This is a genomic window from Marinomonas pontica, from assembly GCF_026191375.1.
GTDB lineage: Bacteria > Pseudomonadota > Gammaproteobacteria > Pseudomonadales > Marinomonadaceae > Marinomonas > Marinomonas pontica.
The window spans coordinates 1-17,528 of sequence record NZ_JAODTL010000060.1 but is presented as its reverse complement, the minus strand read 5'-3'; the positions used below and the strand labels follow the sequence as shown (position 1 = coordinate 17,528).

Genomic DNA, 17,528 nt, shown 5'->3' with positions numbered 1-17,528 from the left:
CTGTTTGGTCGAGGTGGATGACGGGATAGCGAGAGACTGTTTTTCAACGTTAGATAAGAGGTAGGTCTTGTTCTTCTAGTGGGGAAGATTGAATACCGGTCAATTGGCTTGGATTCCACGCCTTGATCGCTAAGGTAAGGGCTTCATGAATGTTTTTTGGCTGGTTTAGGTCGATCTTTAGGTAATGCAATGCGCGCAGTAATGTGGGTAGGTCGCCATTTGGTATGGCTTTGGCGTGATTTTGCTTGCTGATTTTGTCGCCAACATCATTGGTTATGAGTGGAATGTGGCAAATGCTGGGCGGCGTCCAGCCAAAAAGGTGATAGAGATGAAGCTGTTGAGCTGTTGTTTCTATTAGATCGGCGCCTCTTACTAGATGGTTGATGTTCTGTAAGTGGTCGTCGACAACCACGGCGATTTGGTAAGAGAAGTAACCGTCTTTTCTTTTTAGAACGGGGCTATTGTTTTTTAGGTCGTCAGTGAAGACTAACGTGCCTTGTATTTCATCCTTATATTGGTACACCAGATCGCTGGGTTTGAGACGCCATGAGTGGGGCTCTGCGGTGGTGCTATCGCATTCGAGTGGATGATTGCCAGCAGATTGAGCAAGAGACTGACGAGTGCAATTGCAGGGGAAAGCTTGATGTTGGTCTTTTAGATGTTGCAGGTGTTGTTCGTAGGTGTCTGTGTGGTGGCTTTGGGTGCGAACGGGTTCGTCAGAAAAAAGCTGGTAGCTGTTTAATGTCTCTAGGATTTGTTCTGCGAACACAGGTTTGCAACGTGTTCCATCAACATCTTCGATGCGAATGATCCAGCAGCCTTGGTGTTTTTTTGCATCCAGATAGCTCGCTAATGCGCTGACTAGCGAGCCGAAATGGAGTGGGCCGGTTGGCGATGGTGCAAATCGGCCACGATAGAGAGTCGGTGTGGGGGTAACATGGTGAGACACCAGAGTTAGCCGCCGATTTGCTTCTCTTTGATTTCAGCCAATGTTTTGCAATCGATACACATAGTGGCTGTTGGGCGCGCTTCTAGTCGGCGAATGCCGATTTCAATGCCGCACTCTTCGCAATAGCCATAATCATCAGCGTCGATAAGCTCAATCGTCTGAGAGATTTTCTTAACCAGCTTGCGTTCGCGATCACGAGCGCGAAGTTCTAGGCTAAATTCTTCTTCTTGGCTAGCACGATCATTTGGATCCGCGTAGTTCACCGCTTCTTCTTTTAGGTGGTGAACAGTACGGTCAACCTCTTCCATAAGGTTTTGCTTCCAGTTGAGTAGGATGCTTTTAAAGTGCGCCAACTGGTTCTCGTTCATGTATTCTTCGCCATCCTTAGCAACATAAGGAGTGAAGTCTTTCATTAATGACTCAGGGTTCATTTTTGGCATACGCATTGCCTCACTTCGCAGGTTTCCATTGTGGTAGCCTGTAACCAATAAAATTAGGTGATTTATTTTCGGGCGGAAACTTACCAGATAATGTGGCGCTTAACCACATTTTTTGCGCAAAATGTCGCGATATTTTTGAATTAAGTAGAGAAAGTGGAATGGAAAAGCAGAAGTTGGCGACACGAGTAGGGCAAATTGCGCCCTTTCAAGTCATGGCGGTTCTGGCGCGTGCGAAACAGCTGGAAGCTCAGGGTGACGATGTCATCCATCTTGAAATTGGTGAGCCCGATTTTGTGGCTGTGGACGCGGTAGGTGATGCCGGTGTGTCGGCCATTCAAGAGGGAAAAACGGGTTATACCTCCGCCACAGGGCTGCCTGAGTTAAAGAAGGCGATTAGCGAAGATTATCTGCGTCGCTATCAAGTCGATGTTTCTCCAGAGAGGATTATTATTACGCCTGGCGCTTCTGGTGCGCTGTTGCTGATGGCGTCCTTGATGGTTAACGCCGGTGATGAAGTGCTGATGCCAGATCCATGCTATCCCTGTAATCGACATTTCTTAACGCAGGTTGGCGCAATGGCTACGTTGGTGGACACAGACGCTAAAAATGGCTTTGAGTTGTCATTGCAAAAGCTGGCTGGGTATTGGTCTGAGAAAACGTCTGGGCTTTGGTTGGCATCCCCTTCGAATCCGACCGGTGCGGTGTTGAGCAGGGCTTATATAGAAGAAGCGTGGCAAAAAGTACGGTCGTTAGGCGGGCATTTATTGGTGGATGAAATTTACCAAGGCTTGGTTTACGAGGGTGAGGATTTCTCGGCCTTGTCTGTAGCAGACGATATTTTTGTGATTAACAGTTTTTCAAAATATTTTGCGATGACTGGCTGGCGACTCGGTTGGATTGTTGTCCCAGAGTGGGCGATTGAAGGCGCAACCAAGCTGGCGCAAAATTTATTCATTTCGGCGCCCAGTGTGTCGCAATACGCTGCAGTTCGCGCATTTAATGCCGATGTGTTGGCGGAGTGTGAAGCGCGCAGGCAGACACTAAACGCGCGTCGACGGGTATTGCTTGATGGTTTGCGTGAGTTAGGTTTGCCTGTGGTTGCACCCGCGCATGGCGCATTTTATGTGTATGTGGATGTTTCCGGTATTACTCAAGATGCCATGACCTGGTGCTTGGCCTTGCTTGAACAAGAAAAAGTAGCGCTAACTCCGGGCGCGGATTTTGGGGTTAAGGACGCTCATAAATACGTTCGCTTTGCTTATACTTGCGATGAGGAAAGGTTAAAGCAGGCGTTGGCAAGAATTGAACGCTTTATCGAGTGTAAATAGGAACAGTCTTTACGTACTAATTAAAGGCGCAGAGTTAGCCTCTGCGTCTTATTAGTACGATGCCAGCCAGCAAACAAATAATGATCGGAATGCTGACACCAATCACAGGTGGAAAGCTAATGGCGACACTCATACGGCCAAACAAGTTGAGGGCGTTTTGAAACGCCAGCCCGATAATAACCCCTGAGAAAATACGGCTGCCCATAGTCGACGATCTAAGTGGGCCGAACACACTGGACAGCGCCACCAATACCAGAGCCAATGAGGCGATCGGGCGTAATGCCGTTATCCAAAACTCCAGTTCGTATTGTGAGCTGTCGAGCTTTTGCTCCCTTAAATAGTGTTGATAGTTTTTCAGTTGGCTCAAAGACAGTGTGTCAGGATCTTGAGCCGCCAGAAACAGGTGTTCTGGCGTTATACTGACGTCCCAATTTGCTTTTGCCATGGTCTTTTTCTCGACATGATCGGCCGCAAAGAGGGTTTCGGTGACGTTGTTTAATTGCCATTGAGTGCCTTCGATGTGTTCTGCGCTGCTGGCGGTTTTGATGTTTTGAAGTGTTTGCCCTTCGGGAGAGAAAATCTGAATGTTATAGAGTTTGCCGTTGCCATCCACGGCATCGATATAGACGAAGTTATTGTCTGCTTTTAGCCAAACGCCACCAGTTAGTGAAAATGTGCCGCTTTCTTGGTTTTTAAATTTTTCGATCAGGTTGGCTTTTTGCGCGGCTGCTGGGGCGATATATTCAGAAATGCCCATGCCCAACAAAGACACAAGCAAGATCGGCTGGCAAGCCGCAAAACCGATTCGCCAAATGGGCATGCCAGCGGCACGCATCACCGTTAGCTCGGAGGTGGCAGCCAGAGTGCCTAGCCCCATTAATGTGCCGATAAGGGAGGCGATTGGTATGTATTCAGCCAGTTTTCCCGGCAGACGGTACAGAATCACTTGCAGTAGAGACTGAAGGGTATAGTGGTCGTTGACCTTTTTGATTTGTTCGATAAAGGTCAGTGCAAAATCGAGCCCAAGCAGCACAACGGCGACGATCAAGAAAGCCCACAAAACACTGTTGCCAATGTATCGGTCTATTTTAGTCATAGGGGTTGCTCGCTTTTATCGTCAATCTTGGGAAGTCGGGCTTTACGTCTTTCAAATAACTGGTTGAACTGAGCAAACAACAGTGCGGCAATGACGATGAAAATGCCATGAATCCACCATAGTCCCAGCGTCATTGGGAGCTTTTCTTTTTCAAGTGCCGTTCGCCCCCAAATTAGCATGGCAATATAAAAAATCATCAACAGAATGGCCGGAAGCATTTTAAAGAATCGACCTTGTCTTGGGTTTACTTGACTCAGTGACAAGCCAATGATGGCTAAAATAGGAATGATAACCACCAGAGAAATGCGCCACTGTAGTTCTATTTTTTCCAATCGATTGTCGCTTTGAATAAGGCTAAGTGTGCTTTTGGTGTAAGGTTCATCAATGACACTGGCGTCTTTATTTTCCATGCGAACAGCATACGTGTCGAATTGGGTAATACGGTAGTTCGCCGAGCCAGGCTTGCCTTCATAGCGTGTGCCATTTTTAAAAACGAGGTATTTCTGATTGTCTTCTGAGCTGACTTCCAGCTGTTCCGCGTAGGCGGCTAATGTCTGGATGGGAATGTTACCTTCTTTTTGCGCACAATGTCAGATAAAAACACCTGATTCATCCAGCCTTCTTTCGGGGTAAAACTGTCTATATAGGTAGTGCGTTGTCCGCTGCCTTCGAAGCGGCCGGGCTTTAAAAAGTCAAAGGCAGACAGTTGGTTCTTTGCTTGGTACGCTTCGGCGGCTTTGTATTCACTATAGGGTGCAAGCCAAAGGTTAATCGTGGCGCTGGCAAGGCTAATCAAACAAGCGATGCCGAGCGTGTAGCCTGCTAATTTGATCTTGCTGATGCCGCTGGAAAATAACACGGACATTTCGTTTTCAATGTAAAGCCGACCAAAAGCGAGTAATAACGACAGAAAGAAGGCCAGCGGTAAAATCATCTGAATGAAGCTGGGGATGTGATAGCCAAGTATGATGAACAAAAATTCGAACGTCATGTTGCCGTCGGCAATTTGACTCAAGTAAAACGAAAAACGGCCACTTAGAATGACGAGCAGTAAAATTAGCGTCACGCCTGCTGTTGACACCAGCACTTCTTTCGCTAAGTATTTGAATAGTCTCAAAGTCACCTCTGGATGAATCTTGCTTTCTAAGCGTAGAGTTGATTACACATCTAAAGCCCCCATTATCTCGTGGTAAGAAGGACATTATCCAGTTTTTTTAAAAAGTTATTGTTTGAGGGTTTTTTCATGAATATGGCGTTATTTGATCGCTTGTCGACAGTACAAGCTGATTTGCTCGTTGCCTTTGTGCCGAGTGAAGGGGATTTTTCTGAGTCCACCGCGTGGCTTGACGCAAATGCCAATGGGCAGATTGCTCAGTTACGTGAAAGTGGTGTTTTTAAAGGCGGCGTGGCGCAAACGTTATTGTTGCCAGGCGTGTCGCAAGAGTTTGCACAAGCGGTGTTGTTGGTTGGTATTGGTAAAGATGCGACGCTGAGTGATATGCAGGCACGCAAAGTGGTGGCCGCGATTGCCGCTCAAATTAAAGGTTTACCGTTTGCGTCCGTTGCCGTAGCAAACGCGGGTCTTGCGATTAAGCGGCGTTCAGAATCTGACACGTTGGCGCTAGTGGCGCAATGGCTAAATGAAGGTTTTTACAACTTTCTTGGCTTCAAAAAAGACGATGCCGAGAAAACCACCAAAGTGACGTCTTTGTTGCTAGAAGGCACAGATGAAGCCGCATTGGCTATTGGTACGGCGACAGCGAAAGGGTCGGCCTTTGCGCGTCAACTGGGGAATCTTCCTGGTAACGTGTGTACGCCAAGCTATCTTGCGTCCAAAGCACAACAGCTGGGCGAAGAATACAGTATCGGTGTTGAGTTATTGGATGAAAGTAAAATGGACGAACTGGGCATGCACTGTCTGTTGTCTGTGGGGCATGGTAGCGATCAACCAAGTTACTTGATCGTGATGAATTACCGTGGTGGCGAAGAGGGCGATGCGCCTCATGTGTTGCTTGGTAAAGGTATTACGTTCGACACGGGCGGTATTTCTTTGAAACCTGGCCCAAAAATGGATGAGATGAAGTACGACATGTGTGGTGCGGCCAGTGTCTTTGGCACGATGAAAGCGATTTGCGAGCTAAAACCAAAGCTAAACTTCACGGCGGTTATTGCCGCCGCTGAAAATATGCCAAGCGGTCGCGCGACGAAGCCAGGCGATATTGTGAAAACCATGTCTGGCCAGACGGTAGAAATATTGAATACCGACGCAGAAGGTCGTTTGGTGCTTTGCGATGCTTTGACTTACATCGAGCGCTTCAAGCCTAAGTCGGTGGTTGATATCGCGACTCTAACGGGCGCTTGCGTGGTTGCGTTGGGAAGTGTTAACTCCGGCATGTACGCAAACAACGATGATTTGGCGTCAGAATTGAAAACAGCGAGCCAAGTGTCTGCCGATAAGCTTTGGCAAATGCCTTTAGATGAAGAATACCAGCAGCAGTTGGACAGCAACTTTGCAGACATTGCCAACATTGGCGGTCCTGAAGCGGGCTCGGTGACGGCGGCGTGTTTCCTCTCTCGCTTTACGGGTTCTTACCCTTGGGCGCATTTGGATATTGCTGGGACGGCATGGGCTGGCGGCGCAACGAAAGGCGCAAGTGGTCGCCCTGTTGCCTTGTTGACGCGTTATTTGCTTAGCAAAGAGGCGTAATTTTTTAACAGCAATACGGGTGTTGACAAGGGTATTCGTTGTTTTCTAAAGCAGTGATGAGGTTTCATCACTGCTTTTTTTATAGGAAATATCCAAGGAAACATTAGCCTGATCAAGGTGTTATTTTTACTCTGATTCGAATAGAGCGCAGCCTATGTGGTTAGAGGGTGGACTTTTGTGTTTGTCAGTGCGAAAGTTGAGGGCTATTAAGAGCAATGTGCAAAACCGTCTGCGGTATTTTGCGTGTTGTATTGTGTGTTCTTAACGTTGGTTTTTCCTATGTCAAATCTCGCTACGCAGCATGATGATGGTGTTTTCGAACCAGATGAAGAAACATTGATGTCAGCTTTACGAAATCAGGACGATATTCCGATTTTAATGGATGTTGTTGAAGAGCAAGTGTCCATTTCCACAAGCCAAGAAGCGCATTTTGCCCAGTCTTTGAGCGATGCGCCTGAGCAAGATACGCAGGCTGATTCTTTAGTGACTTCCTGCTCTGAAGCGAAGGCGTCTTCACAACAAGCACAGATTCACGAAGTAGCATCACTAGAGTGTATAGCCGCCGCTATTTCTGAAGTACTGGCCAAACGTCTGCCTGAGATCGTTCAAGAGGTGATGCAGGTGCTGCAAACATCGTCCATGACAACTACGCCAAGTAAACAAGAACCACACAGCGAAGAGTAGACCGCGCGATCAGGCAATCAATTGCCAGACGAACGTCTTAATTATGTGCGTGTTATTCTTTATCTTGTTATGACACGTTATAATTCTTCACATTACAATTGACCGCTACATAAGAGCCTTAAGACACCATAATGGAAAAGACCTACCAACCTCAGAGTATTGAACAACCTATTTATCAACGTTGGGAAGAGAGTGGATATTTCACACCTCAAGGCAACGGAACGCCTTTCTCCATCATGATTCCACCACCAAATGTCACAGGAAGTTTGCACATGGGGCATGCTTTCCAGCATTCCTTGATGGACGCAATGATTCGTCGTGAGCGTATGAAAGGCAGCCGTACATTGTGGCAGCCGGGCTGTGACCACGCGGGTATTGCTACGCAAATGGTGGTTGAACGTCAATTGGCAGCACAAAATGTGACTCGTCATGACCTTGGCCGTGAAAAATTCCTTGAAAAAGTGTGGGAATGGAAAGCGCAATCTGGCGGTACTATTTCAGACCAAATGCGTGTTTTGGGCGACTCGGTTGCGTGGGATAAAGAGCGCTTCACGATGGACCCTGGTATGTCTGCGGCCGTTCAGGAAGTGTTTGTTCGCTTGTTTGATGAAGGCATCATTTACCGAGGTCAGCGCTTGGTAAACTGGGATCCAGTTTTGCACACGGCAATTTCTGATCTTGAAGTGGTTTCTGAAGAAGAAAACGGCTTCATGTGGTACTTCCGTTATCCATTAGCGGATGGCGTAAAAACAGCCGATGGCAAAGATTACATTGTTGTGGCCACTACGCGCCCAGAAACGATGTTTGGTGACGCGGCGGTTGCGGTGGCTCTAGACGATGAGCGTTTCACGGATTTGGTAGGTAAGTTTGTAGAGTTGCCACTAGTTGGTCGTCGTATTCCGATTGTGGCTGACGAATACGTAGACAAAGAATTCGGTACGGGTTGTGTGAAAATCACGCCTGCTCACGATTTCAATGACTATGAAGTGGGCAAGCGCCACGATATGCCATTGATTAATATTTTCACTGACGATGCAGCAATCAATGATACGGCGCCCGAAAAATACCGTGGTATGGATCGCTTTGATGCGCGTAAAGCGGTTGTTGCCGATTTTGATGCACTTGGTTTGCTTGAAAAAGTGGCCGACCATAAGTTGAAAGTGCCTCGCGGTGAACGAGGTAATACCGTTATTGAACCTTACCTGACACAACAGTGGTATGTGGCGGTCGAGTCTTTGGCTAAGCCTGCGATCGAAGCCGTTGAAAATGGCGACATTCAATTTGTCCCTAAGCAATGGGAAAACACCTACTTTGCTTGGATGCGCGATCTTCAGGATTGGTGTATCTCTCGTCAACTTTGGTGGGGGCATCAAATCCCTGCTTGGTACGATGCGGAAGGCAAACATTACGTTGGTAAGAACGAAGAAGAGGTTCGTGCCAAATACAGCCTAGGCGCCGACGTTGAATTGACGCAAGACGAAGACGTATTGGATACGTGGTTTTCTTCTGCACTTTGGACCTTTGCTACACAAGGCTGGCCAGAAGAAACACAAGATTTTGCTGAATTCAGTGAGTCGGATGTGTTGGTAACAGGGTTTGATATTATTTTCTTCTGGGTGGCCAGAATGATCATGATGACGCTGAAGTTTACCAATAAAGTTCCTTTCAAAACCGTTTACATCACAGGGCTTATTCGTGATGAGCGCGGCGATAAAATGTCGAAGTCCAAAGGGAATGTTATTGATCCATTAGATTTGATCAATGGTATTGATATCGAGTCTTTGGTGGCGAAGCGAACTTACGGCATGATGCAGCCACGATTGGCTGAAAAAGTCGAAAAGAATACTCGTGAAACTTACCCAGAAGGCATTCAGGCCTACGGTACGGATGCTTTGCGTTTTACGCTTTGTTCATTGGCGTCCGGTGGTCGTGATATCAAATTTGATTTGAATCGCTTGGAAGGTTATCGCAACTTCTGTAACAAGATTTGGAACGCGACGCGTTATGTCTTGATGAACACAGAGGATCAGGATTGTGGTCAAAATGGCGCAGAAGTAGCATTGTCTCTTGCTGATAAATGGATTATTTCTCGCTTACAGCACGCAGAAGAAGCGGTAAACCGCGCATTCGATACGCACCGCTTTGATTTGGCGGCTCAAGCGCTTTATGAATTTATGTGGCACGAATACTGTGATTGGTACTTGGAGTTATCTAAGCCGGTACTGTGGGACGAAAACGCAACGGCTGCGCAATTGACGGGCACGCGTCGTACTTTGGTTCGTGTGTTGGAAGCCTTCCTTCGCCTTGCTCACCCAATGATGCCATTCTTGACCGAAGAAATTTGGCAGCGTGTTGCACCGCTGGCTGGTATCGAAGGTGACACCATCATGTTGGGTGAGTATCCTGTTGCCAATGACGCCAAAGTGGATTCGCAAGCAGAAGCCGATGTTGAGTGGCTGAAAGGGGTGATTGAAGGGATTCGTAATATCCGTGGTGAAATGAATATTTCTCCTTCTAAGCCTCTGACTATTTTGTTCCGAAATGGTTCTGAGCAAGATAAAGCGCGTTTGGAAGCGAATTTAACCTTCTTGCAAACTTTGGCGAAATTAGAGTCTGTGACTTGGTTGAATGCGGGCGATGAAGCGCCAATGTCGGCAACGGCGTTGGTGGGTGATATGGAAGTGTTGGTGCCAATGGCCGGTTTGATTGATAAAGAAGCAGAACTGGCACGTTTGCAGAAAGAAATCGACAAAGCATCCAAAGAATTGCAGCGCATTCAAGGCAAGCTTTCGAATGACAGCTTTGTGGCGAAAGCGCCAGTTGAAGTGGTTGAGAAAGAGCGTGCTAAGTGTGACGATTTGCAGCTTGCGGTGACTAAGTTGGAAGAACAAAAAAGCAGCATTGAGTCTTTATAAATAGACAGTGCTGTTACCCAGAGATCAGAAGTCACTCGACTTCTGATCTCTCGCTTACTTAATAAAAATAAAAAAGAGGCGATTCTGTAATGGAACGATTAACTGGAAAAGTGAAGTGGTTTAACGACGCAAAAGGCGTGGGTTTTATCAAGAGAGAAGAAGACAGTGATGTGTTCGTGCATTACAAGTCGATTGCTTGTGATGGTCATAAAAGCCTAAGAAAAGGGCAGTCGGTGAGTTTCTTTTTGTCCACTACGGATTTCGGCTTGCAAGCAATGGATGTGCAATTAGAGAAAGAGGCGTCATCACTGGCCTCTCACTCTAATAAGCAGTTAGTTGATGCTTAACTCGGGCATTATTTGGATTCTTGTAGCATCTTGTGAGCCAGCTTCACAAAATCGACGGGTGTGATAATGCCAACGAGTTTGTTGTTCTCGGTAACGGGAAGGCTGCCGTATTTGTTTTCAATAAAGAACTCAGCGGCCATGTCTAAATCGGTGTCTGGGCTGACGGTTAGAATGTCTTTGTTCATGGCATTGGCGATGGGCGTCTGTTGTTCTTTTTTGGATATTTGTTGTGTGCCGAACTGACTAACCAGATGAAAGGCATGACGCAAGTATTCTCGTTGCGTTAGCATGCCGACGCATTCATTGTCGTCGTTTACGATGGGAATGTTACGAATGTTTTTTTCCTGCATTAACGCTTTGGCTTTTGCTAAAGAGTCGTTTTCTTTCAAGGTCACCAAGTTGGTGATCATCAGGTCGGCCACTGTGCGCATGAATGAATCTCCTTTTGTTTCTCTGCGTTGTTATTCTAGCGTGATATTTGACACTATTATTGAGTGTAGAGCGGATTGCCCATCGAAGGCAATCGTGTAATTGAGGCAATTTAGCCGCCTTGAGGTAGATCAAGAATGACAGACCAAGAATGGATGGCGCGGGCGATTGAATTGGCCAGCGTAGCCGCTTCGGAAAACGAAATTCCGGTTGGTGCTATTGTGGTTTTGAACGATAACATCATAGGCGAAGGCTATAACTCGCCCATATCCTTGTGTGACCCAACCGCCCACGCTGAAATCCAAGCCATCCGTATGGCGTGTAAAACGATGAATAATTATCGATTGCCTGGTGCAACGTTATACGTCACCTTGGAGCCCTGTTCCATGTGCGCTGGTGCAATTGTGCATTCGCGTATTGATCGAGTTGTGTATGCGGCAACTGAACCTAAAAGTGGCGTAGTCGAAAGTCAGTCGGCGTTTTTCGATTTGCCCTTTCTGAATCACAAAGTGTTTACTGAGTCTGGCGTTTTGGCTGAAACAGCGTCTATGCAGCTCACCCAGTTCTTCCAATACCGTCGAGAGCAAAAAAAGAAGCTCAAAGAACAGGCAAAAAAGGCGATTTAGACGAATTATTCCGTCATTTTGTGTAGAAATTTCATACTCTGCTAGCCTCTATTTGCCTCATTGATTTAAAATACCTGCACCATTTCCCCAAAACTACCAAGTGAGGCAATACTCAACATGCTAACCCTGCATGGTTCCGCAGCGCTTTCAGCGTTTCGCAAGGCAAAGTTATTAGCCAATATGCAAGCATCTATTCCGTCTGTTACGGATGTTGACGCTCAATTTCTCCATTTCGTGGAGTTGGCTGATAATCAAACGCTGACCGCAGAACAGGAAACTGTTCTTCAACGTGCTTTGGCCTACGGTCCTAAATCCTCCCAAGTCAGTTCATCTGATCAAAGTGTTCTTGTGGTTCCTCGTTTAGGAACAATTTCACCTTGGTCATCGAAAGCAACCGATATTCTTCATAACTGCGGTCTTGCCGCCGTTTCTCGCGTCGAACGTGGCGTTGAGTATTTTATTCATAGCTCTGCGCCACTGGCGCTTGAAGAGCTAGATCTGCTGTCGGCTATGTTGCATGACCGCATGACAGAAAGCGTGCTTCCGGCATTAAGCGACGCGACTGACATGTTTTCTCATGCGGAACCTGCGCCGATGGCCAGTGTTGACGTATTAGGCGGTGGACGAGCGGCGTTGGTTGAGGCAAACCAAACGCTAGGTCTTGCTCTTGCTGACGACGAAATTGATTACCTTGTTGAGTCTTTCATTGAGTTGGGTCGCAATCCAATCGATGTTGAGCTAATGATGTTTGCACAGGCAAACTCAGAGCATTGTCGTCACAAAATTTTTAATGCGTCTTGGACCATTGACGGCGAAGAGCAAGAGCGCTCTTTGTTTAAGATGATCAAGAATACCCACGAGCATAATCCACATGGCACCTTGTCAGCATACAAAGACAACGCCGCTGTGATGGAAGGTCACTTTGGTGGACGTTTCTTCCCATCGGCTGAAACTCGCGAATACGATTTCAGTCATGAAAACATCGATATATTGATGAAGGTAGAAACCCATAACCACCCAACGGCGATTGCACCGTTTTCTGGGGCGGCAACCGGTTCTGGTGGTGAGATTCGTGATGAAGGCGCGACGGGTATTGGCGCTAAACCAAAAGCGGGGTTGAGTGGTTACACAGTATCCGACCTTAAAATTCCTGGTTTTGAACAGCCATGGGAAAGTTACTACGGTAAGCCTTCTCGTATCGTGACGCCTTTGGATATTATGATCGAAGGGCCTATCGGTGGCGCTGCGTTTAACAACGAATTTGGCCGCCCTAATTTATTGGGCTATTTCCGTACTTACGAGCAAAAAATCCAAGGCGCTTCGCAAGAAGAAGTGCGCGGTTACCACAAGCCAATCATGTTAGCGGGTGGTATTGGTAACATTCGCCGTGAGCACGTGGAAAAACAAGAGATCAAAGTGGGTGCTAAGTTAATTGTGCTTGGTGGCCCTGCCATGTTGATCGGTCTAGGTGGCGGCGCGGCGTCCTCCATGGCGTCTGCTGACGGTAATGAAGATCTTGATTTTGCCTCTGTACAGCGTGGTAATCCAGAAATGGAGCGTCGTTGTCAGGAAGTGATCGACCGTTGTTGGCAGCTTGGCGATAAGAACCCAATCAGTTTTATTCATGATGTGGGTGCTGGTGGTTTGTCTAACGCTTTGCCTGAGTTGGTAAAAGACGGCGAGCGCGGCGGTAACTTTGATTTGCGTAAGGTTCTTAATGATGAGCCTGGCATGTCGCCATTAGAAATCTGGTGTAACGAATCGCAAGAGCGTTATGTGATGGCTGTTTCTCCTGATCGTATTGAAGAGTTTACTGCGATCTGTGAACGCGAGCGTTGCCCTTTCGCTATCGTTGGTGATGCCAAAGAAGAGCTGCATTTGCAAGTGGCGGATGAGCATTTTGGTAACAACCCTGTTGATTTACCGATGTCTGTGTTGTTTGGCAAGCCACCTAAAATGCATCGCGAAGCAACCAAAGCGGTGATTGCGGGTGATGATTTTACTGCGGTTGACGTGGATCTTGCGGATGCGGCAAACCGTGTTCTTAGCCTACCAACGGTGGCTAGCAAAAATTTCCTAATCACTATTGGTGATCGCTCAATCACAGGCATGGTTGCTCGTGATCAAATGGTGGGGCCTTGGCAAGTGCCAGTCGCGGATGTGGCGGTAACAACGTCTTCCCTAGAAAGCTACACGGGTGAAGCCATGACAATGGGCGAACGTACGCCCGTTGCTTTGTTGGACGCGCCAGCCTCTGGCCGTATGGCTGTCGGTGAAGCGTTAACGAACTTGGCTGCCGCGTTGATTACTAAGCGTAGCAACATTAAGTTGTCTGCGAATTGGATGGCGGCGGCGGGTCACGAAGGTGAAGACGAAAAACTCTATCAAACGGTTAAGGCTGTTGGTATGGAGTTGTGCCCAGCATTGGATATCGCCATTCCAGTGGGTAAAGACTCCATGTCGATGAAAACTGTATGGAAAGAAGATGGTCAAGAAAAAGCCGTGACGTCTCCGCTTTCTTTGGTTATCTCGGCCTTTGCTCCTGTCGCTGATGTTCGTAAGACGTTGACACCAGAATTGCAAAACAAAGCGGACACGCGTTTGTTGCTGATTGATTTGGGAGCGGGTAAAAATCGTCTTGGCGGTTCTGTTATTGCTCAGGTTTACAACAAGTTGGGTCAGCAGGCTCCTGATGTGGATGATGCTGCGACATTGGCTGGCTTCTTTGACACCACGCAAGCATTGAACGCGGAAGGTAAATTGTTGGCTTACCATGACCGATCCGATGGTGGTGCGTTTGCCACATTAACGGAAATGTCTTTCGCCAGTCATTTAGGATTGAATATCGATCTTGATGACACGGTGGCAAATCGTTCCGATGTAGCCCCTGCTTTGTTTAACGAAGAGTTGGGTGCGGTGATTCAGGTTAATGAATCCGATGTTGCCGCTATTGTTGCTGCTTATGCAAAAGCAGGTGTAACAGTGACTTCTATTGCGACCTTGTCTGGTGATGATCGCATTCGAGTGCGTTTCGCTGGTGAAACGGTATTGGAAGAATCGCGTATTAACTGGCAGCGAGTGTGGTCTGAAACCAGCTACCGTATTCAGGCACTACGAGATAACCCTGATTCTGCACAGCAAGAATTTGATAATTTGCTAGACGCGAAAGACCCAGGCTTATCCGCTAAGGTAAGCTTTGACCAGAATGAAGACATTGTTGCGGCATTTATTGCTTCTGGTATTAAGCCTAAGATTGCTGTTCTACGTGAGCAAGGCGTTAACGGTCAAGTGGAAATGGCAGCCGCTTTCCATAAAGCGGGCTTCACGCCAGTGGATGTTCACATGAGTGATATCTTGTCTGGTCGTACTACGCTAGATCAATTCAGCGGTTTGGTCGCCTGTGGTGGTTTCTCATACGGTGACGTATTGGGGGCGGGTGAAGGTTGGGCGAAGTCTATTCTTTTCAACCCTATTGCTCGTGAGCAATTCGAAACATTCTTCAATCGTCCTGATACCTTCACACTTGGTGTGTGCAACGGTTGTCAGATGTTGTCGAATTTATATGAATTGATTCCTGGTGCAGGGCATTGGCCGAAGTTTGTTCGTAACCAATCTTCTCAGTTTGAAGCACGTCTTGTGCAAGTAGAAGTTCAAAAATCGAACTCTATCTTGCTTGCTGGTATGGAAGGTTCACGTATGCCCATTGCTGTGGCTCACGGTGAAGGTCAAACGGAATACCGTGATGACCAGGATATGTCAGCGTTGGCAGCGGCGAATCAAATCGCTTTGCGCTATGTGGATAACTATGGTCAAGCAACAGAGCGTTACCCATTTAACCCGAATGGTTCTGCTCAAGGCGTGACTGGATTGACGTCAGAAGATGGTCGAGTGACGATTATGATGCCTCACCCAGAGCGTGTTTATCGTACGGTTCAGCACAGTTGGCACCCAAGCGAATGGCAAGAGCAAGCGCCTTGGCTACGTTTGTTCCAAAATGCGAGAAAGTGGTTGGGTTAATCGATTAGATTAATGCCTCTTTTTGATGAAAGCCCTCTAACGTAAGTTAGGGGGCTTTTTTATGCTTGATCAAGACCAAGATGGTCGATCAGCAAGCGAACATTGGAATGGGCGTAACGGTTTTGCTCTATTGCATAGTAGCGACCTATGTTGCCTTTTTGCGAGGATAGTGCGATGAGTGCGCCGCTTTTTAGGTCTTGTTGAATCAATATTTCTGGGCAAAGTGCAACGCCTTGTGCGGCAAGGGTGGCCATTTTTAACAAATGAAAGTCTTCATATAAGACTTTTGAGGAAGGTGGTGCGCTGAGGCCTTGCTTTAAAAACCAGTCGAACCAACTTGCTTCTGAATGGTCGTGTAATAGGTCGGCTTTTCGTAAGCGGCGTTCATCGGACAGTTCTGCGTGTTGGCTTAAATAAATGGGGCTGCAGACAGGGATGGTTTCGGCCGAAAAGAGAGTGTGTGTGAGATAAGGTGAATGGCTCTCTTTTTCATGGCTGCCGATTCTTAGGCAATGCTCATCCAGATAGTCTGGGGAAGAGGAGTGATAGCGAATAATCAAATTGTATTCTGGATAGTGTTGTTTGAACGTCAGTAATTTAGGGAGTAACCAGAGCTCTATTAAAGAAGGTAGACAATAAATGGTAATGGTGTTGTGTGCTTGCCTTTTAGTGTTTGAAAGCGTTTGGTCAATATGATCAAACGGGTGGGCGAGCTCCTGTGCAAGATGGGTTCCCTCTGGTGTGGTTTTAAGTTGTCGGCCTGATTTATAAAAAAGAGCGTAGCCCAATTGCGCTTCTAGACGTTTTATCTGATGGCTAACTGCGGATTCGGTTAAGTTTAAATGGTCTGCGGTTTGCTTTAGATTGCCGAACCGGACGGCGAGGTGAAAGGTGTGTAATGCAGTGTAGGGAAGACTCATAACGTCACTCTTAAATTTTTGTCATGTATTGAAGATAAAAGTCTATTTTTTTCAGTGTTTGCTTTTTTTACTCTAAGTCAAACGGAAATACAATCTGGAGAAAAATATGGCCAATATAGAAGCGGCGTACAGGTCGGGTGAAGGGTCAGCACTTGCTGTCAATAAAGCATTTTATGATTCGTTAAAAGAAGGCGGTGCCAAACGTACTTTAGTTGAAACGGTTAAGATTCCTATGCGTTCAGGGTTGGCGTGGAAGGTACCCGCAGGGCATGTGTTTCGTATCCGTGTTTCGGAAGGGCCGCAAGTAGGGGATTTCAATATGTGGAACTTGCATGACCCAAGAGAAAGAATGTGGGCGTCGCGCACTCGTCAATTGCAGCGTGCCCATGTGAGTACCTATGACAGATTATGGTCGACATTGCCTTTCTTGCGCCCTATGGCCACCATTATTGAAGATACTTTGGAAGATTATGGAAAGGATGAAGACGGCGGACGAGTACATGATTTATTAGGTACTCGTTGTGATCCATATATTAATTACCTACTTACAGGGGAAGATTTTGACTTCCATTGTCATTCAAACTTGGTTAGAGCCATTCTTCCTCATGGTTTAACGGAGTTTGATGTGCATGACGTTTTGAATGTTTTTCAGTGTACAGGTCTAAATAATGACGATCAGTACTTTATGAAGCCATGCCCTGCTCAAAAAGGCGATTATCTCGAATTTTTTGCGGAGATCGATTTGTTGTGTGCGATGTCTTGTTGTCCTGGGGGTGACTTGTCGGTCGATTTTCTTGGTCGAGATGGGGTGGATCCTCTTTCTACCTGTCATCCGCTTGAAGTGGATATCTACAAATTAGAGTCTGCTGCTTTGGTGCAATGGCAATCGCCAAAAAGTCCTGACTATAAAGGGCGTCATGGTTTACAGACGCCTGCAACAGATTGGGAGAGCGTCAAACGAGGCTTGTGAGCCTCGTTTTGTTTGTTAAATGAGCAAAATGACATCGAGTTGTTTGAAATTCGATCAGGTGTGGTGGTTTTTCTATTATTTTTAAAAAATATTCGAAAAA

At 46.8% G+C, this 17,528-nt stretch carries 15 protein-coding genes; 8 read left to right on the top strand and 7 right to left on the bottom strand.

Annotated features, from left to right (window positions below):
- Window positions 1–49: 49 nt before the first annotated feature.
- Window positions 50–949: a tRNA glutamyl-Q(34) synthetase GluQRS gene (gene gluQRS / locus N5P32_RS17580; RefSeq protein WP_265730309.1), complete on the bottom strand. Its 900-nt coding sequence runs from the start codon at window positions 947–949 to the stop codon at window positions 50–52.
- 5 nt (window positions 950–954) lie between these two features.
- A complete protein-coding gene (dksA, locus tag N5P32_RS17575; RefSeq protein WP_409371116.1) occupies window positions 955–1,389 on the bottom strand; it encodes an RNA polymerase-binding protein DksA in 435 nt (144 codons plus the stop codon).
- 158 nt (window positions 1,390–1,547) lie between these two features.
- Between dksA and N5P32_RS17570 the strand changes: the two genes are divergently transcribed.
- Window positions 1,548–2,717: an aminotransferase class I/II-fold pyridoxal phosphate-dependent enzyme gene (locus N5P32_RS17570; RefSeq protein ID WP_265730307.1), complete on the top strand. Its 1,170-nt coding sequence runs from the start codon at window positions 1,548–1,550 to the stop codon at window positions 2,715–2,717.
- A 34-nt stretch (window positions 2,718–2,751) separates the two neighbouring features.
- Here N5P32_RS17570 and lptG read toward each other — a convergent pair whose 3' ends face one another.
- The 3 genes from lptG to N5P32_RS17555 are packed head-to-tail and all read right to left on the bottom strand — an operon-like array spanning window position 2,752 to window position 4,930.
- Complete coding sequence (gene lptG / locus N5P32_RS17565; protein WP_265730306.1) at window positions 2,752–3,813, bottom strand: LPS export ABC transporter permease LptG; 1,062 nt, start codon at window positions 3,811–3,813, stop codon at window positions 2,752–2,754.
- The gene (locus N5P32_RS17560) at window positions 3,810–4,343 is read right to left on the bottom strand and encodes an LptF/LptG family permease (protein WP_265730323.1); all 534 of its coding nucleotides are present in this window, start codon (window positions 4,341–4,343) and stop codon (window positions 3,810–3,812) included. Before N5P32_RS17560 ends, lptG begins: the two co-directional genes overlap by 4 nt.
- Before the next feature lie 17 nt (window positions 4,344–4,360).
- A complete protein-coding gene (locus N5P32_RS17555; RefSeq protein WP_265730305.1) occupies window positions 4,361–4,930 on the bottom strand; it encodes an LptF/LptG family permease in 570 nt (189 codons plus the stop codon).
- A 126-nt stretch (window positions 4,931–5,056) separates the two neighbouring features.
- On the opposite strand from N5P32_RS17555, the gene N5P32_RS17550 reads away from it, so the two are divergent.
- The 4 genes from N5P32_RS17550 (at window position 5,057) to N5P32_RS17535 (ending at window position 10,466) form a co-directional block, all read left to right on the top strand.
- Window positions 5,057–6,520, top strand: coding sequence for a leucyl aminopeptidase (locus tag N5P32_RS17550; RefSeq protein WP_265730304.1), 1,464 nt, complete (start codon window positions 5,057–5,059; stop codon window positions 6,518–6,520).
- 279 nt (window positions 6,521–6,799) lie between these two features.
- Entirely contained in the window at window positions 6,800–7,204 is a 405-nt protein-coding gene (locus N5P32_RS17545; RefSeq protein ID WP_265730303.1) for a hypothetical protein, read from the top strand.
- A gap of 131 nt (window positions 7,205–7,335) precedes the next feature.
- Entirely contained in the window at window positions 7,336–10,119 is a 2,784-nt protein-coding gene (locus tag N5P32_RS17540; protein WP_265730302.1) for a valine--tRNA ligase, read from the top strand.
- Window positions 10,120–10,208: 89 nt separating this feature from the next.
- On the top strand, window positions 10,209–10,466 hold the full coding sequence (locus N5P32_RS17535; protein WP_265730301.1) for a cold-shock protein: 258 nt from the start codon (window positions 10,209–10,211) through the stop codon (window positions 10,464–10,466).
- An 8-nt stretch (window positions 10,467–10,474) separates the two neighbouring features.
- Here the strand turns inward: N5P32_RS17535 and N5P32_RS17530 are convergent, their stop codons facing one another.
- Entirely contained in the window at window positions 10,475–10,897 is a 423-nt protein-coding gene (locus tag N5P32_RS17530) for a CBS domain-containing protein (protein ID WP_265730300.1), read from the bottom strand.
- A 135-nt stretch (window positions 10,898–11,032) separates the two neighbouring features.
- On the opposite strand from N5P32_RS17530, the gene tadA reads away from it, so the two are divergent.
- Together tadA and purL are read left to right on the top strand one after the other, a co-directional pair.
- Window positions 11,033–11,521 (top strand): tRNA adenosine(34) deaminase TadA, encoded by a 489-nt coding sequence (gene tadA, locus N5P32_RS17525; RefSeq protein ID WP_265730299.1) that lies wholly within the window; start codon window positions 11,033–11,035, stop codon window positions 11,519–11,521.
- A 117-nt stretch (window positions 11,522–11,638) separates the two neighbouring features.
- Window positions 11,639–15,538 (top strand): phosphoribosylformylglycinamidine synthase, encoded by a 3,900-nt coding sequence (purL, locus tag N5P32_RS17520; RefSeq protein WP_265730298.1) that lies wholly within the window; start codon window positions 11,639–11,641, stop codon window positions 15,536–15,538.
- A gap of 59 nt (window positions 15,539–15,597) precedes the next feature.
- Here purL and N5P32_RS17515 read toward each other — a convergent pair whose 3' ends face one another.
- Window positions 15,598–16,458 (bottom strand): LysR family transcriptional regulator, encoded by an 861-nt coding sequence (locus N5P32_RS17515; protein WP_265730297.1) that lies wholly within the window; start codon window positions 16,456–16,458, stop codon window positions 15,598–15,600.
- A 106-nt stretch (window positions 16,459–16,564) separates the two neighbouring features.
- Between N5P32_RS17515 and N5P32_RS17510 the strand changes: the two genes are divergently transcribed.
- Entirely contained in the window at window positions 16,565–17,428 is an 864-nt protein-coding gene (locus N5P32_RS17510) for an urea carboxylase-associated family protein (RefSeq protein ID WP_265730296.1), read from the top strand.
- The last annotated feature ends 100 nt before the right edge of the window (window positions 17,429–17,528 follow it).

Coding starts and splice junctions, on each gene's coding strand:
- N5P32_RS17570 (WP_265730307.1), top strand. CDS start 1,548: ATGGAAAAGCAGAAGTTGGCGACACGAGTAGGGCAAATTGCGCCCTTT.
- N5P32_RS17540 (WP_265730302.1), top strand. CDS start 7,336: ATGGAAAAGACCTACCAACCTCAGAGTATTGAACAACCTATTTATCAA.
- N5P32_RS17510 (WP_265730296.1), top strand. CDS start 16,565: ATGGCCAATATAGAAGCGGCGTACAGGTCGGGTGAAGGGTCAGCACTT.
- N5P32_RS17535 (WP_265730301.1), top strand. CDS start 10,209: ATGGAACGATTAACTGGAAAAGTGAAGTGGTTTAACGACGCAAAAGGC.
- purL (WP_265730298.1), top strand. CDS start 11,639: ATGCTAACCCTGCATGGTTCCGCAGCGCTTTCAGCGTTTCGCAAGGCA.
- N5P32_RS17530 (WP_265730300.1), bottom strand. CDS start 10,897: ATGCGCACAGTGGCCGACCTGATGATCACCAACTTGGTGACCTTGAAA.
- N5P32_RS17550 (WP_265730304.1), top strand. CDS start 5,057: ATGAATATGGCGTTATTTGATCGCTTGTCGACAGTACAAGCTGATTTG.
- N5P32_RS17515 (WP_265730297.1), bottom strand. CDS start 16,458: ATGAGTCTTCCCTACACTGCATTACACACCTTTCACCTCGCCGTCCGG.
- dksA (WP_409371116.1), bottom strand. CDS start 1,389: ATGCCAAAAATGAACCCTGAGTCATTAATGAAAGACTTCACTCCTTAT.
- tadA (WP_265730299.1), top strand. CDS start 11,033: ATGACAGACCAAGAATGGATGGCGCGGGCGATTGAATTGGCCAGCGTA.
- N5P32_RS17545 (WP_265730303.1), top strand. CDS start 6,800: ATGTCAAATCTCGCTACGCAGCATGATGATGGTGTTTTCGAACCAGAT.
- lptG (WP_265730306.1), bottom strand. CDS start 3,813: ATGACTAAAATAGACCGATACATTGGCAACAGTGTTTTGTGGGCTTTC.